This window comes from Kitasatospora sp. NPDC088160 (assembly GCF_044741445.1).
Lineage (GTDB): Bacteria > Actinomycetota > Actinomycetes > Streptomycetales > Streptomycetaceae > Kitasatospora.
Genome location: NZ_JBIUSS010000039.1, coordinates 20,903 through 36,260, shown reverse-complemented (window position 1 = coordinate 36,260; position 15,358 = coordinate 20,903). Strand labels below are relative to the sequence as shown.

12 protein-coding genes are annotated in these 15,358 nt (G+C 75.7%); 9 read left to right on the top strand and 3 right to left on the bottom strand.

The window, feature by feature from the left end; translation table 11 throughout:
• Positions 1–124 precede the first annotated feature (124 nt).
• From ACIOGZ_RS39190 to ACIOGZ_RS39165, 6 genes are all read left to right on the top strand, one after another.
• On the top strand, positions 125–421 hold the full coding sequence (locus tag ACIOGZ_RS39190; protein ID WP_063347622.1) for a DUF503 domain-containing protein: 297 nt from the start codon (positions 125–127) through the stop codon (positions 419–421).
• A gap of 153 nt (positions 422–574) precedes the next feature.
• Positions 575–1,015, top strand: a complete 441-nt coding sequence (gene rbfA, locus ACIOGZ_RS39185) for a 30S ribosome-binding factor RbfA (protein ID WP_350885658.1) — start codon at positions 575–577, stop codon at positions 1,013–1,015.
• 2 nt (positions 1,016–1,017) lie between these two features.
• Positions 1,018–2,121, top strand: a complete 1,104-nt coding sequence (locus ACIOGZ_RS39180) for a bifunctional oligoribonuclease/PAP phosphatase NrnA (RefSeq protein WP_363586518.1) — start codon at positions 1,018–1,020, stop codon at positions 2,119–2,121.
• Positions 2,122–2,155: 34 nt separating this feature from the next.
• Positions 2,156–3,085 (top strand): tRNA pseudouridine(55) synthase TruB, encoded by a 930-nt coding sequence (gene truB / locus ACIOGZ_RS39175; RefSeq protein ID WP_363586519.1) that lies wholly within the window; start codon positions 2,156–2,158, stop codon positions 3,083–3,085.
• A gap of 295 nt (positions 3,086–3,380) precedes the next feature.
• Positions 3,381–7,001 carry a serine protease gene (locus ACIOGZ_RS39170; protein ID WP_400989456.1) on the top strand — a complete coding sequence of 1,207 codons (3,621 nt, stop codon included), beginning with the start codon at positions 3,381–3,383 and terminating at the stop codon, positions 6,999–7,001.
• 65 nt (positions 7,002–7,066) lie between these two features.
• Positions 7,067–8,011, top strand: a complete 945-nt coding sequence (locus ACIOGZ_RS39165) for a bifunctional riboflavin kinase/FAD synthetase (protein ID WP_363586521.1) — start codon at positions 7,067–7,069, stop codon at positions 8,009–8,011.
• Between the two features lie 55 nt (positions 8,012–8,066).
• Here ACIOGZ_RS39165 and ACIOGZ_RS39160 read toward each other — a convergent pair whose 3' ends face one another.
• The 3 genes from ACIOGZ_RS39160 to eccE all read right to left on the bottom strand — a co-directional run bounded on the left by ACIOGZ_RS39160 (position 8,067) and on the right by eccE (position 12,511).
• On the bottom strand, positions 8,067–10,181 hold the full coding sequence (locus ACIOGZ_RS39160; protein ID WP_400989454.1) for a MinD/ParA family protein: 2,115 nt from the start codon (positions 10,179–10,181) through the stop codon (positions 8,067–8,069).
• Between the two features lie 129 nt (positions 10,182–10,310).
• Positions 10,311–11,078 (bottom strand): hypothetical protein, encoded by a 768-nt coding sequence (locus tag ACIOGZ_RS39155; RefSeq protein ID WP_363586523.1) that lies wholly within the window; start codon positions 11,076–11,078, stop codon positions 10,311–10,313.
• Positions 11,078–12,511 (bottom strand): type VII secretion protein EccE, encoded by a 1,434-nt coding sequence (eccE, locus tag ACIOGZ_RS39150; protein WP_400989452.1) that lies wholly within the window; start codon positions 12,509–12,511, stop codon positions 11,078–11,080. The genes ACIOGZ_RS39155 and eccE overlap by 1 nt, the downstream gene beginning before the upstream one ends.
• Positions 12,512–12,690: 179 nt before the next feature.
• Between eccE and ACIOGZ_RS39145 the strand changes: the two genes are divergently transcribed.
• From ACIOGZ_RS39145 to ACIOGZ_RS39135, 3 genes are all read left to right on the top strand, one after another.
• Positions 12,691–14,424, top strand: a complete 1,734-nt coding sequence (locus ACIOGZ_RS39145) for a type VII secretion protein EccB (RefSeq protein WP_363632063.1) — start codon at positions 12,691–12,693, stop codon at positions 14,422–14,424.
• A 181-nt stretch (positions 14,425–14,605) separates the two neighbouring features.
• Positions 14,606–14,911 (top strand): WXG100 family type VII secretion target, encoded by a 306-nt coding sequence (locus ACIOGZ_RS39140; protein WP_350885676.1) that lies wholly within the window; start codon positions 14,606–14,608, stop codon positions 14,909–14,911.
• 102 nt (positions 14,912–15,013) lie between these two features.
• On the top strand, positions 15,014–15,310 hold the full coding sequence (locus ACIOGZ_RS39135) for a WXG100 family type VII secretion target (protein WP_363586526.1): 297 nt from the start codon (positions 15,014–15,016) through the stop codon (positions 15,308–15,310).
• Positions 15,311–15,358: the final 48 nt, after the last annotated feature.

The window sequence follows — 15,358 nt, the reverse complement described above, 5'->3', positions numbered from 1 at the left end:
CCGGCCCCGGTCTCGCTGTGTAGGGTCCGGGGTAGTCGAGATGCAGCAGCGTTCAGACGTAGCACCGGCAGCCCGGTTCCGGGCTGCCCCCCGAGGCCTTCCAGGTCGGCGAGACCTGTCATACATGTTCGTGGGAACACTCACCTTCGACCTGCTGTTGGGCGACGTCCACTCGCTCAAGGAGAAGCGTTCGATCGTGCGGCCCATCGTGGCCGAACTGCAGCGCAAGTACAGCGTGTGCGCTGCCGAGACCGGGAACCAGGATCTGCACCGCAGGGCCGAGATCGGCCTCGCGGTGGTGGCCGGCGATGCCGGGTACGTCACCGAGATCCTGGACAGCTGTGAGCGGTTGGTCGCCGGCCGCCCCGAGGTGCAGCTCCTCTCCGCGAGGAGGAGGTACCACAACGACGACGACGAATGAGAGCCGTGGAGACGATCGGCGGAAGTCGCCGTTCTCACACGGATCAGGACCCAGAGCGCCCGCAAGGCCGGGCGCGGGCCGGTACTTTGGGGCGTGGGCCCCGAAGGGTGCGTAGCTCACCCGAATGCCGGACCCACTGCACGAGGAGGCAACGTGACCGACACCGCAAGGGCGCGCAAGCTCGCCGACCGCATCCAGGTGGTCGTCGCCCAGACCCTGGAGCGGCGGATCAAGGACCCGCGACTGGGGTTCGTGACCATCACCGACACCCGGGTGACCGGGGACCTGCGCGAGGCCACCGTCTTCTACACCGTCTTCGGCGACGAGACCGAGCGCGAGGCCACGGCCGCCGCGCTGGAGAGCGCCAAGGGCGTGATCCGCTCCGAGGTCGGCAAGATCGGGGTGCGCTTCACCCCGACGCTGACCTTCGTCGCGGACGCGCTGCCGGACAACGCCCGGAACATCGACGACCTGCTCGACCGGGCCAAGGCCATCGACGCGGCGGTGCGCACCACCGCCGCGGGCGCGACCTACGCCGGCGAGGCGGACCCGTACAAGGTTCCGGCGGCCGAGCGTGACGACGAGGACGAGTAGTCATGGCGGGTGAGCCGGCGAAGGCCGCCTCGCGAGCCGGTTCGACCACGGGGGCGTCTTCCACCAGCACGGTGGAGGACGCCCTCGTGGCGCTCCCGGGGCCGCGCACCGAGGAGAGCGGTTTCGAGCTGCTCTGGCAGCAGGTGGTGGCGGAGATCGGGCGGGCCCGTTCGATCGACCTGATCTGCCACATCTGCCCGGACGGCGACGCCCTGGGCTCCTCGCTGGCGGCTGCGCTGGCGCTGCGCGGGCTCGGCAAGCGGGTGCGGGTCTCCTTCGGCGACGACCCGCAGATCGTGCCCGAGTCGTTGGCCTTCCTGCCCGGCCAGGAGCTGATCGTGCCGGCCGTCGAGGTGCCGGACGTCCCCGAGCTGGTGCTCTGCTTCGACGTGGCCGCGGAGAGCCGGCTCGGCCTGCTGCACGGCAAGGCCTTCGCCGCGCCGGTGCTGGTGGTGATCGACCACCACGCCTCCAATCCGGGCTTCGGCACCCACCAGCTGATCGACCCGACCGCGCCGGCCACCGCCGTCCTGGTCGACGAACTGCTGCGCCGGCTCGGCGTCGAACTCGACCAGGACCTGGCCACCTGCCTGTACACCGGCGTCGCCACCGACACCGGTTCGTTCAAGTACCGGGCCACCACGCCCGCCACCCACGAACTCGCCGGGCGGCTGCTGGCCACCGGCATCCGGCATGACCTGATCTCCCGGCAGCTGTGGGACACCTCCTCCTTCGGCTACCTCAAGGTGCTCGCGGGCGCGCTCGACCGGGCCGTCTACGAGCCGGACGCGGCCGGCGGGCTGGGCCTGGTGTGGACCTGGGTGCCGTACCAGGACCTGGTGCTGTTCAGCGTCACGGTCGAGGAGATCGAGGGGCTGATCGACATCCTGCGCCGCCCGGCCGAGGCCGAGGTGGCGCTGGTGCTCAAGCAGGACCCGGACGGCACGCTGCGGGGCTCCTCGCGTTCCAAGGGTGCGGTGGACGTCGCGGCCGCCTGCGCGGAGCTGGGTGGCGGCGGGCACGTCTTCGCGGCCGGGTTCAGCGCCCGGGAGGACGTGGCCGCGGTGGTCGAACGGTTCCGGAGCGCGCTGCGACCGGTACGTTGATCATCTCTTGACCGCTTTTTAGAGAAAGAACTTGATGAAGCGCAAAGGCACCGGCCCGGACGGCCTGGTGATCGTCGACAAGCCCGAGGGCATCACCTCCCACGGGGTCGTCGCCAAGCTGCGATGGCTGGCCGGGACGCGGAAGGTCGGGCACGCCGGCACGCTCGACCCGATGGCCACCGGCGTACTGGTGATCGGCGTCGAGCGGGCCACCCGGCTGCTCGGCCACCTGATGCTCACCGCCAAGACGTACGAGGCGACCGTCCGGCTCGGCCAGACCACCGTCACCGACGACCGGGAGGGCGAGGTCACCGCGTCCGCCCCGGCCGACGGGGTGACCAGGGAGGCGATCGACGCCGGGATCGCCGCGCTCACCGGCGAGATCATGCAGGTGCCCTCCAAGGTCAGCGCGATCAAGATCGACGGCAAGCGGTCGTACGCGCGGGTGCGCGAGGGCGAGGACTTCGAGCTCGCGGCCCGGCCCACCACGATCCACTCCTTCACCGTGCACGGGCAGCGCGCGGCGCTCGCCGAGGACGGCACGCCGGTGATCGACCTGGACGTGACCGTCGAGTGCTCCTCCGGCACCTACATCCGGGCGCTGGCCCGTGACCTGGGCGCCGGGCTCGGCGTCGGCGGCCACCTCACCGCGCTGCGGCGCACCAGGGTCGGGCCGTACTCGGTGGAGTCGGCGCGCACCCTGGAGCAGTTGGAGGCCGCGGTCACCGGCGAGTCCCCGACGGGGCTGCAGGTGCTGCCGATCGGGGAGGCCGCGGCCGCCGCCTTCCCACGCTGGGACCTGGACGAGTCGGCGGCGGAGAAGCTGTCGCACGGTGCCCGGCTCAAGGCGCCCGGGCTGGGCGTGGACGGGCCGATCGCGGTGTTCGGGCCGGACGGGCGCTTCCTCGCGCTGGTCGAGGAGACGGACGGGCAGGCGAAGCCGGTCGCGGTCTTCGTCGGCTGACGCCCCGCAGCGCACGCGTCACCCCCGTCGGGAGTCTTCCGGCGGGGGTTTCGCTCGTTCGGGGGGCGTCCCGGGAGGGGCTTCGCTCGTTCAGGGGGTGTTCCGGCGAGGTCCGGGGGTTCGTTCCGGCGAGGGAGGGGTCACCCGCCCGGGGGAGCGCGCGAGGTGAACGCCCGTGGTGAGCGGCGCAGGCGCGGTGGGGCCGCCTCCCGGGCGGGCAGGCTCCCCGGCGGCGAGCAGGTCGCCGTGACGAGCCCGCCCCCGGGCCGTCCGGCCTGCGGGGAGGGCAGTGCGAATGCCGGGATTCCTGGACGGCGACGGCGTGGCGGGAGATCCGGGGCGGTACCTGCTGCGGATCCGCGACCTCAACGGGCGACTGCACGGCTTAGGGTTCGTCGCCGACCCGCAGGGCACCGTCCTCACCGCCCACGAGAGCGTCACCGGCCTGGACCGGATCGTCCTGCACACCCCCGGCGGGCAGACCAGGGTGCTCGGCCCGGACGCCGTCCTGCCGCTGCCCGAGCACGGGCTCGCCCTGCTGCGCACCGACGCGGTCGGCGGGCTGCCCGTGCCGCCGCTGCCCGTCGCGGCCCTCGGGGCCGGGCGCGCGGTGCTGCTGCCCGCGCTGGCCGGCGAGGACGGGCGGGTGGTGGCGCTGCGCTGCGGTCTGCTCGGTGCCGCCGGTGCCGGGTGCGGCGGGGTCGGCGGGGTGCTGCTGCTCGACCCGCCGGTGGTCGCCGGCGTCGTGGTGCCGGCCGGTTCGCCGGTGCTGGACGCCCGCAGCGGCGCCGTGGTGGCCCTGGCCGTGCCCGCGCTGCGCGGGCCGCAGCACGGCGGCGCGCTCCCGGCGGTGCCGGCCGGCGGCGGCGCGGTCGCGGTCGCCCCGGCGCTGGCCGAACTGCTGGCGCGCAACGGCGCGGCCGTGCCCGGCTACGGGCCCGCGCTCAACCTGGCCGGCGTGCTGCGGCTGACCGCGGCCCAGCTGGCCGCCGCCGGGGCCGGCCCGGGCCGGGTGGCCGGGCTCGCCGCCGACCGGGTCGACCGGCCCGACGGACTGGCCGGGGACGAGCCGCAGGCCACCGTCACCGCCCTGGTCGGCGCCCCCGGCAGCGGGCGCTCCACCGAACTCGCCGCCCTCGCCGCCCGCCGCGCCGGCGGCGCCCGGCCGCTGCCCACCCTCTGGCTGCGCGGCGCCGACCTGCGCGCCGAGGACCGCTCGCTCGCCGCCCCGGTGGAACGGGCGCTGGCCGCCGTCGCGGCCGAGCTGGGCATCCCGGCGCCCGCGCCGGAACCGGTGGCGGCGCTGTGCGCGGCGGCCGGGCGGCCGCTGCTGGTGGTCCTGGACGGCCCCGAGGAGGCCCCGGCGCCGCTGGACCCGCGCTGGCTGCGCGGCGCGGGGGACTGGCTGACCGGCTGCGGGGCGCGGCTGCTGACCGCCTGCGGCGAGGAGGCCTGGGTGCGGCTGGCGGCCGAGAAGTGGGGCAGCGGCACCGGCCACGCCCGGTACCCGGACCCGCCGGAGCCGGGCGGCGACCTGGCCAGCGCCCCCACCGTCCGGATGGGCGGCGGCGGCCCGGGCGCCCCCAGCCTCGCCGGGCACCGGCTCGGCCCGCTCCCCGCCGAGGCGGCCGAGCGGGTACGCCGCCGCTACGGGCTGCCGCCGGGCTGGCCGGCCGACGCCGACGCGCGGCACCCGCTGGCCGTCCGGCTGGCCGGCGAGCTGTGGGCGGAGGGCCTGCGCGGGGAGCCGGCCCGCCGGGGCGAACTGTTCGCCGCCTACCTGGACCTGCGTTGCCTGCGGGTGGCCGGGCGGCTGGTCGAGGACGGCCGGCAGCGCCGCCCGGGCGCCCACCGCCGGAGCTCCGCTCGCCCGGCCGGGCCCTCCCACGGGCGGGTGCGGCGGCTGGCGGCCGCGGTGGCCGGACGGGTGCACGAGGCGGCCCGGCGGATGCTCGGCGCCGGGCCGGGCGGCCTGGGCCGGGCCACCTTCGAGGAACTGTTCCCGGCAGCCGGCGGCTGGGCCACGGCCGTCCTCGCCGAGGGCCTGTTCGTCCCGGCCGGGCCCGGATTCCGGTTCGCGCACGGGGAGTTCGCGGACTGGCTGCAGGGCCTGCACCTGGACCTGGACGCCGCGCTGGGGCTGCTGCTCGGCGAGGCCGCGGACACGCCCTCCTCACCCGCGAACGGGCTGGAGGGCGCGCCAGCGGAGGGCTCCCCGCGCGGCGTCCCCCGGCACCGGATCGGCCCGGTCGCCGCCGCGCTGCGCCGACTGGCCGAAGCCTGGGGCGCACCCGCCCTGGACCCCTGGCTGCACCGGCTCTGGCGCGCCCTGGACCTGCGCCCGCCCGGCAGCGAACCGGCCTGGTGGGCGGGCCGGCTGCTCACCGCCGGGCTGGCCGCCAGCCCCGATCCGGCCGAACACCGGGCGCTGCTCGACCAGTTGGCCGGTCGGATCGCCGAACGGGCGGTCGCCGAGGGCGGGTTGGACGCGCTCCCGGCGGACGGGCTCGGCTCGTTCGGCCCGGCGTTCTGGACCGGCCTCGGCCTGCCCGCCGAGACCGAACTCGCGCTGCTGCGCCGCCTGGTGGCCGCCGACGGGCCCGGGCAGCCGTTCCTCGGCGCGGTGGCCGAACGGCTGCGCGCCGACCCCGTCGCGGTGTTCCCGCTGCTCTGCGCCTGGTTCGACGATCCGCACGGCCTGCCCGGCCGCCCCGGACACACCGTCGCCGACCTCGCCCACGACCTGCTGCACGCCCACCGCCGGCTCGCCCTGGACGAGTTGGCCGACGCCCTGGCCGACGCCGCGCACCCGAGGGCGGACGCACTGCTCACCGTGCTCGCCACCGAGGAGCCCTCCGCGCTCTGCCGGGCGGTGGACCGCTGGAGCCACGACGGGCGGCCCGAGCGGCACGTCGCCGCCGCCGTGCACGCCCTGCACGCCGCCCCGCACGCCGTCGGCGCCGCCGCCGGACTGCTGCGTTTCACCGCGCTGACCCTGCTCGCCCGCGAGGACGAACCGGGCCTGCACGGCGCCGCCCTCGCCCTGCTGGTCGGCGACCCGGCGACCAGGGCCGAGCACCTCCCCGCCGCGCTGTCCCTGCACCGGGCGGGCGGCGACGCCTTCCTCACCCCCAGGGCGCTGGCCCCCGCCCTGGAGAGCGACCCGGAACCCGTCCTGGCCGCGCTCGCCGACCGGCTGGCGGCCCCCGGCGCAGCCGCCGCCGAGACCCTGCGGGTGCTCGCCGACGCCCGCACCCCGGTGGCCACCCGGCGGGGCGCCGAACTGGCCGCCCGGCTGCTGCGCGAGCACCCGGCCCTGGCCGGCCCGGTCGCCGTCGACTACCTGGGCCGCCGCCTGGAGCGCGCCGCGACCGGCGGCCCGGCCGCCCGGCTGGAGCTGCGGGTGCTGCTCGGCGGCGCGCTGGCCGCCCGGACGGCGGGCGTGCGGAGGCCGTTCGCCCAGGTGCTGTCCGTCCCGGTGGCCGACCCGGCAGCGGACGCGCTGCGCTGCGAACTGCTGGACACCCTGCTCGCCATCGAGACCGACCCGGCGGTGCTGACCGCGGCCGTGGAGCGGCTGGCCGAGCACTGCGCGGCCGAGAACCCGGCCCGGGCCCGCGCGGTGCTGGCCCGGGCGACCCCCGGCCTGCCGGGCGCGGACGAACTGCTGGTGCGCTGGGCCGGCCGCTCGGCGGCGTTCGCGCAGCTGCTCGCCCAGTGGCCGCGGGACGCCGCCCCGACCGCGCCGGACGGTCCCCGGCTGGCCCGGATGCGGGCCCTGGTGGTGGCCGGCCGCGACCCGCAGTACGCGGCCGCCGAGGCGGAGCGGACCGTGCCCGGGCGCGCCGCGCACCCGCCGGTGCGCCCAACCCGTATTCCGGTGCCGGAGCAGGAGCAGGCGCATGGCACGCTATAGGGGTTCGGGTTTGAGCGTTTGAGCGTACAGAGGGTACGCGCCGTACGGAACAAGGAGCGGTCAGGGTGCAGCGCTGGCGTGGCCTGGAGGAGATCCCCGCTGACTGGGGACGCAGCGTCGTCACCATCGGCTCGTTCGACGGGGTGCACCGCGGGCATCAGCTGATCATCGGTCGGGCGGTCGAGCGGGCCCGCGAACTCGGCCTCCCCGCGGTGGTGGTGACCTTCGACCCGCACCCGCGCGAGGTCATCCGCCCGGGCAGCCACCCGCCGCTGCTCGCCCCGCAGGCGCGCCGCGCCGAGCTGATCGCGGGCCTCGGCGTGGACGCGGTGCTGGTGCTGCCGTTCACCCCGGAGCTGTCCCAGGAGTCGCCGGAGACCTTCGTCCAGCAGGTCCTGGTCGACGCCCTGCACGCCCGGGCCGTCATCGAGGGCCCCAACTTCCGCTTCGGGCACCGGGCCGCCGGGGACGTCGCGCTGCTCACCGAGCTGGGCCGCTCGGCCGGCTTCGACGTCGAGGTGGTCGACCTCCAGGTGAGCGGCGCCGCCGGGGCCGGCGAGCCGTTCTCCTCCACCCTGACCCGGCGGCTGGTCGAGACCGGCGACATGGCCGGCGCCGGCGAGGTGCTGGGCCGCCCGCACCGGGTCGAGGGCGTGGTGGTGCGCGGCGCGCAGCGCGGCCGCGAGCTCGGCTACCCCACCGCCAACGTCGAGACCGTGCCGCACAGCGCGATCCCGGCCGACGGCGTGTACGCGGGCTGGCTGACCGCCGACGGCGAGCGCATGCCCGCCGCCATCTCGGTCGGCACCAACCCGACCTTCGACGGCACCGCCCGCACCGTCGAGGCGTACGCCATCGACCGGGTCGGCCTGGACCTGTACGGGCTGCACGTGGCCGTGGACTTCCTGGCCTACCTGCGCGGGATGGAGAAGTTCGACTCCATCGACGCGCTGCTCGACCGGATGGCCGACGACGTCAAGCAGGCCCGCGAGCTGACCGACGGCGTCTGAGCACTGCCGCAGCACGGGGAAGGGCCCGCCGACCTGGTCGGCGGGCCCTTCGGCGTCACTGCGGGGGCTGCGGCGGGTGGCCGTAGCCGGGCGGCGGCTGGTAGCCGTCCGGCGGGGACGGCGGGGCGGGCTGCGGCGGCTGGCCCTGGGCGGGCGGGTAGCCGTAGCCCGGGCCCGGCTGCGGGGCCTGCTGCTGCTGGGCGCCCGGTTGCGGCCAGGCCGTGGGGGCGGGCGGCTGCGGCGGGTAGCCGTAGCCGGGGGGCGGCGGCGGGGCCTGGCCGGGCTGCGGCGCCCACGGCGCCCCGGGGGCGGGCTGAGCGGCCTGACCGGCCTGACCCGGATACGGCTGTGGCTGCGGCGGGTACGGCGTGGCCTGCGCCTGCTGCTGCCACCCGGACTGCTGGGCGGCGGCCTGCTGGGCCCGGACGATGTCCTCGCCGACCAGGGTGGCCAGCTCGAAGTAGGCCTCGCGGACCTTGGGCCGCATCATGTCGAGGTTGACCTCGGCGCCGGCCGCCAGGCTCTCGTCGAACGGCACCACGATCACCCCGCGGCAGCGGGTCTGGAAGTGCGCGACGATGTCCTCGACCTTGATCAGCTTGCTGGTCTCGCGCACCCCGGAGACCACCGTGATGCTGCGCTGCACCAGGTCCGCGTAGCCGTGCGCGGAGAGCCAGTCCAGGGTGGTCGAGGCACTGGAGGCGCCGTCCACGCTGGGGGTGGAGACGATGATCAGCTGGTCGGCGAGGTCCAGCACCCCGCGCATCGCGCTGTACAGCAGGCCGGTGCCGGAGTCGGTCAGGATGATCGGGTACTGGCGGCCCAGCACGTCGATGACCTGGCGGTAGTCCGAGTCGTTGAACGTGGTCGAGACCGCCGGGTCGACGTCGTTCGCCAGGATCTCCAGGCCCGAGTTGAGGTCCTGCGAGGTGAACTGACGGATGTCCATGTAGCTGCGCAGGTGCGGGATGGCCGTCACCAGGTCGCGGATGGTCGCGCCGGTCTGGCGCTTGACCCGGCGGCCCAGGGTGCCGGCGTCCGGGTTGGCGTCGATCGCGATCACCTTGTCCTGGCGCTCGCTGGCCAGGGTCGCGCCGAGCGCGGTGGTGGTCGTGGTCTTGCCGACCCCGCCCTTGAGGCTGATCACGGCGATCCGGTAGCAGCTCAGCACCGGGGTGCGGATGATCTCCAGCTTGCGCGACTTCTCGGCGGCTGCCGCCTTGCCGCCGAACTGGAACCGCGGCTGCTGGCGCTGCTGCTTGGGCTGGCTGCGCAGCAGCCGGTCCGAGGACAGCTCGACCGCGGCGGTGTAGCCGAGTGGCGCACCGTGCGCCACGGGCGGCTGCGGGGCGGCGGAATGCGGGAACGCGACCGGCGGCGGTGCGACGGCGCTCTGCGGCGGCCACGGCTGCACCCCGCCGGACTGCTCGTGCGGCGAGCCCGGCAGCAACGGCTGGTACTCGTGCGGCTGGGGCTGGGCCGACTGCGGGTAGGCGGGGGGCTGCGGCCAGCCGCCCTGGCGCGGATCCACCGGCGCGGGCTGCGGGGCCGGCTGCTGCGGCTGGGCGGCGGCCTGCTGGGCGGCCCACGCGGCGGCGGACTGCGCGTCCTGCGGCGGCAGCGGCTGCTGCGGGGGCAGGTGCTGCGCGGGCGGCTGCGGGTACGTCTGCGGCGGGACCGGCTGGGCGGGCTGCGCCGGCGGCGCGGCCGAGACCGGGGCCGGGTACGGCGGCTGCGGGGCCGGGGCGGGCTGCGGCTGCGCCGGGACCTCCGCCGGCCAGCCCGGGGCGACGGCCGGTGGCTGCTCGAACGCGGGGGCGGGGGCCTGGGCAGGGGCGGACGCCGGGAACGGGACGTGCTGCGCCTCGGCCTGGACGGGCTGTGCGGGCGGCACGGGCGGCACGGGTACGGGCTGCGCGGGCACGGGCGCCTGAGCCGGCGTCGGGGCCTGGGCGGGCACCGGCGCCGGAGCGGCGGCCTGCGGAGCCTGCGCCGCCGTCGGAGCCTGCAGGACCGGGGCCGGGGCCGTCGGAGCCTGCACCGCCGGGGCCGCCGAGGCGTCCGTCTGCACGTACCAGGACGGGGGAGTGTAGTCGGGCGCGTCGGACCAGTCGTCGTCGTCCTCTGCCGCGTTGTCGCCGACGTAGACGCCGTCCCGATCGCTGCTCACTAGGGCTCCCTCGTGTTCGCCGCCGCTTGTTCAGCGGTGCCGTTGCCGCATCAAAGACTAGGCCGTGCGGCAACCCCCGTTGAAGGCGGCGTCGGATCCGGAGCGGCCCCCCGGGCCCGGCGCCGCCGCTCAGTCCATCCGGCGCGGACCGCCGAGAACCTGCTGCTCGGCCTGCCCGGCCACGGCCCGCACGTACTGGCGCCGCATCCGGGTGGCCCACAGCGTGAGGTCGTCGCCGAGGGTGGGCAGCGCGGCGACGTCCTCCGGCGGGAGCGACAGCACCCGGCCGGTCAGCTCCGCCTCCTGTGGGGAGACCCGCTGCACGCCCACCAGGTCGGCCGCGTTGAGCACCCGGGCCGCGTTCGGGCCCAGGTACGGCAGCAGGGTCAGGGTGGTCTGCCAGGGCGCGGCGGAGAGCCGGCTGCGCGGCGGGCGGGCGCCGAGGTCGCGCACGACCAGGACCGGTGAGGCCACCGAGGCGCCCTGCGGGCCGAGTCGGCCGACCTGGTGGACCGTCACGCACGGCTGCCCGCCGCCCGCGGCCTGCGCCAGCGGGCCCCACAGCTGCCCGCGCGCGGTCTCCACCGCGACCCGGGCGCCGATCGCGGCCGCCCGCAGCGCGATGACCTGCGCCGTCCACACGCCGCCGACCAGCACCAGGTCGTACGCGCTGGGCCGGAACAGGCCGAGCACTGCGGGCAGCCCCTGCGGGTCGACGCCGATCACCACGCCGTCGTCGCCGACCGGGAAGGCCAGCGCCCCGAGGTCCGCGGCGTCGAGCACGTGCTTCTCCCGGCGCGGGCCGCGCAGCCCGAAGCCGGGCAGGATCCGGGACCGCGCCCGGGGCCGTTCGGCGCCGTGCTGCGGGCCGGGGGCCGGATAGGTCTGGTACGCCATCAGGACGCTCCTCCCAGCGGCAGGGTGGCGAGCACCCCGGGGGCCTGCTCCAGGTCGAGCCGGACCAGGCCGAGTCCGGCGCCCTGCGCCCGCGCCTCCACCTGGCGGCCGACCTGCGTCACCTCGCTCTCGCTGCGCCCGGTCACCCGCAGGTGCCCGCTGACGGTCACCGAGCCGCCGGTGCCGCGCCCGGCGGTCAGGCTGAAGGTGCTGGCCAGCGCGGGGGAGCCGGTGACCAGGTTGACCAGGTCGGGTGCGGCGATCCGGCCGGGCGAGCCGCCGGGGCGGCTGAGCTGCGGCCAGCGGGAGATCCAGTAGGTGCTGTGCCAGCGGTCGTCGATCCGCCAGAACCGGCTGCCCTCCTGGGTGCGGCGGGTGGTGCCGCCGCCGCTGCCGGTGCCCTGGCGCCCGGCCACCGCGAGCGGGTTGGCGCAGGTGGAGATGGCCAGCGCGGCGATCAGCTCGCGCTCGTCCAGCACGGTCGCGTTGAACCCGGCGCTGTTGAGCCGCCCGGCCAGCTGGTCGGTCACCCGTTGCAGCGCCTTGCGGGCGCCCTCCTCGCCGCCGCCGCGGGCCCGGACGGCGGCCGCGGCGCGCTCCGGGTCGAGCTTGAGCGCCACCCAGGTCAGCCGCAGCCCGGGGGTGGCGGTGCCGTCCGGCAGCTCCCGGTAGGCGCGGGCGGCCAGCGACTGCTCGGGCAGGTGCGGGGCCGGGGCCGGCTGGGTGTGCTGGACGAGCTGCACCGACTCCAGGGTGATGTCGTCGACCTGGAGCGCCGAGCAGATCACGTCCAGGGGCAGCGGCAGCGCGGTGCGCACCGGGCGCAGCGGCTGGTCCTTGGCCTGGACGAGCAGGACCGAGCTGAGGAAGGTGCCGTCGCCGACCATGCCGGTCTCCCGGCGGACCGGGCGGCCGCCCAGGTCGGCCTCGGTGGCGTGGGTGCAGGTGCGCAGCGCCGGTTCGAGTTCCAGGGCGGGGGCCAGTGCCGGGTCGGTGCCGGCCGGCGGCAGCGTGCCGCGGGCCTGCTGGCGGCGGGACTTGAGGGCGGCGCGCACTCGTAGCACTTCGGGGATGGTCCGGCCGCGCAGCGGGATCACGGCGAGCACCACCAGGACCAGCGCGACCGCGCCGAAGCCGGCGGCGACCGGCCGGCTGATCGTCCAGCCCACCGCGACCAGCGCGGCCGCGACCTCGACCAGGACGAGCTGTTGGAGTCTCAGCCGCCCGCCGAGCAGCCCGGGCCGGGGGTTGATCCGGAGCAGGACGGGCCCGCGACCGCCTTCGTCACCGCGGCTGCTGCTCTCGCCGACGGGCGGCAGTGGCTGCCCGGGCGCGGTCCCGGGCGCGGGGCCGCCGCGCTGCGCCCGGCCGGAGCGGCGCGACCTCCCGCCCGTTGCCGGTCCGCGGCGTCCTGGAGCGGTCTGGCTTGGCATCCCCCGGGTGACCCTCTCTGATCAGTTGCCGCGGCCCGGCTGGCCGGTGCGCGGACCGTACCCGTACCGTACTCACCGTCTGCTGCCGCATCGTAGAGGGTTCGTACGGGTTCCCGCCCGGCGGGTGCGGGGGGCGGTGCAGGCCGGTCCGACAGTGTCTGACGAGGGGGACGACGAGGATGGCATCGCGCCGGGACGAGCTGAACGCGTACACCTTCGCCCGCAAGCGCACGGTGGGGGCGTTCCTGCTGCCCGGTGGCGGCGGCAGCGACGAGGACGCGCCGCGCCCGGTGAAGGCGGTGCTGCCGAGCGTGCTGGCGGGGGCGGTGATCGTCGCCGGGTTCGGGCTGTGGGGGGTGTTCAAGCCGAGCGCGCCGCTGCACTGGGACGACGGCAAGAACGTCGTCCAGGGCAAGAAGTCGACCACCCGGTACGTGGTGCTGACCGACCCGGACGGCCGGACCAGGCGGCTGCACCAGGTGCTCAACATGTCCTCGGCGCGGCTGGTGCTGCCGGCCGACGCCAAGGTGGTGGTGGTCGACGACGGGGTGCTCGACAGCTACCCCAACCACGGCCCGACGATCGGCATCCCGTACGCGCCGGACAAGCTGCCGACGAGGGACAACGCGGACAAGCCGATGAAGTGGTCGGTCTGCGACCGCCCGGGCTCGGACGACAAGCAGGAGACCGTCAACCAGGCGGTGTTCGTGGCGGCGGGCCCGGACGCGGCGGCGCTGGCGGGCAAGGACCGGATGCTCGGCCAGGACCAGCTGCTGCTGGTGCAGCAGGCGGACGAGCAGCAGGTATCCGCGCAGCCGGCGCCGGGCCAGCCCGCGGCCAGGCCGGGTGACGCGAAGGTGTTCCTGGTCGACGCGCAGGGCCGCAAGCACGGCATCGGCTCGCCGCAGGCGGACGACAAGGAGCGCAAGTCGCTGATCACCGCGGTCTTCGGGCCCAACGCGGTGCCGCAGCGCGTCAAGCGCGAGTGGCTGGACACCCTGGTGACCGGCAGCCCGATCACCTTCCCGAAGGTCGACGGGGTGGCGGACAGCCCGAACCCCAACTCCTCGGTGGAGCTGGGCAACCAGGCCGACCGCCGGATCGGCCGGCTGGTGCACTACCAGGACCGCCACTACGTGGTCGGCAAGGACCGGCTCTACCTGGTGACGCCGTTCCAGGCGGAGCTGATCCGGCAGAACCCGGACTACCAGGACCTCTACAAGTACGACGGCGACAAGCGGCCGCGCAGCGACGAGATGACCCCGGCCGACCACGCCAAGCTCGGCAACGACGTCCGGCTGCCGAGCACCGGGGACGACTGGCCGCTGAAGTCCGGTGCGCCGGCCAACAACTGGCAGGACCGGCAGGACGCGCGCCTGGTCGTGTGCAGCACCTTCGACGGCGTCGCCGAGGACGGCCGCACGCCCCGGCGCAGCGTCTGGGCCGGGACGTCCTACCCGGCGCCGTACAACAACGGCGCGGGCGCCGCGTACGTGACGCCCGGGCACGGCCTCTTCTACCGCGCGCTGGACAACGCGGCGGGCGGTTCCGGCACCGACTTCCTGATCACCGAGACCGGTCTGCGCTACTCGGTGCCGGCCAACGGCGACGGTGGTCGCGGCGCCACCACCCCGCCCGGCGCGCAGCCGGGCCAGAGTGCGCAGCCGGGTGCGGGCGGACAGCCGGGCCAGGGCGCGCAGCCGGGCCAGGGCGGCGCCCCGAAGACGCCCACCCCGCAGCCGGGCGCCACCACGCCGGACCAGCAGCCGCCGCAGGACGAATCGGGCGCCAACCAGGCCCGGTTGGGCTACAAGGAGCTCCAGCCGCTCCCGGTGCCGCACGAGTGGTCGGACCTCGTTCCGGCCGGCCCGCCGCTGACGGCGAAGAGCGCCGCCCAGCCGCAGAACGCCTGATCGACCAAGCCCGGCAACGGAATTGGCCTCAGTGTCATGGTCTGGTAACTGCGCCGAGTTCGGTGTTGGGTGAGCTGCGTGTGCCGACTACAGTGCTCCTGGACATCACTAGGGTGATGGGACGGTCGGGCCGCGCTGCCCTCCGTACACGCAATGTCTGTCTCATGGGGGATGGTGGAGCATGGCTCAGGGTCAGTTCACGATGACGGCTCAGGAGATGCTGGCTTTCGCCAAGCGGATCGAGGACGCGATCGGGAAGATCGAGGCTGAGCGGCAGAAGCTCATCAGCACGGTCGATGGCATCACCGGCGGCTGGCAGGGCCAGGCGGCGAACGCCTACAAGGCCTTGCAGGACCAGGTCAACACCGACATCGCGAAGCTGAAGGAGTCGCTCACCGCGATCCAGCACGCGATCGAGCTGACCACCAAGCACTACGCGAGCACCGAGGAAGAGCAGAAGGCGCTGTTCTCCAACGCCCAGGGCTGATCAGCCGCACCGCGCTGATCACCGTTCTGTTCCGACCTTCCGCTCGGTGGGGCGCCCGCGGCTGAGCGCGGGGTGCTCCGCATCCTCGTCAAGGGAGACATCGTGTCCGACCACATCCTCGTCAATTTCGAGACCGTCCACCACGCGGCCGAGGAAGTGCGCGCCTCGGCCGGTCGCATCGACCACCTGCTGAACGACCTCAAGGGCGACGTCAACCGCATCGCGTCCAGCTGGCAGGGCGCGGCCCAGCAGGGCTACCAGGCCCACCAGACCCAGTGGGACGCGCGCGCCGCCGACCTGCAGAAGGTCTGCACGCAGATCGCCTCCTCGCTGGACGGCGCCGCGCAGAGCTACCGGACGACCGAGAACAACAACGCCAAGCTGTGGGGGAACAGCTGACCACGCGTTCCCCAGCGGGAACGTGAGGGGGCGGGTGCTCGGACTCCG

Bases quoted from the DNA above. Each gene is read 5' to 3' on its own strand.
- ACIOGZ_RS39145 (WP_363632063.1), top strand. From the start codon at position 12,691: ATGGCATCGCGCCGGGACGAGCTGAACGCGTACACCTTCGCCCGCAAG.
- ACIOGZ_RS39180 (WP_363586518.1), top strand. From the start codon at position 1,018: ATGGCGGGTGAGCCGGCGAAGGCCGCCTCGCGAGCCGGTTCGACCACG.
- ACIOGZ_RS39140 (WP_350885676.1), top strand. From the start codon at position 14,606: ATGGCTCAGGGTCAGTTCACGATGACGGCTCAGGAGATGCTGGCTTTC.
- ACIOGZ_RS39170 (WP_400989456.1), top strand. From the start codon at position 3,381: ATGCCGGGATTCCTGGACGGCGACGGCGTGGCGGGAGATCCGGGGCGG.
- ACIOGZ_RS39190 (WP_063347622.1), top strand. From the start codon at position 125: ATGTTCGTGGGAACACTCACCTTCGACCTGCTGTTGGGCGACGTCCAC.
- eccE (WP_400989452.1), bottom strand. From the start codon at position 12,511: ATGCCAAGCCAGACCGCTCCAGGACGCCGCGGACCGGCAACGGGCGGG.
- ACIOGZ_RS39155 (WP_363586523.1), bottom strand. From the start codon at position 11,078: ATGGCGTACCAGACCTATCCGGCCCCCGGCCCGCAGCACGGCGCCGAA.
- truB (WP_363586519.1), top strand. From the start codon at position 2,156: ATGAAGCGCAAAGGCACCGGCCCGGACGGCCTGGTGATCGTCGACAAG.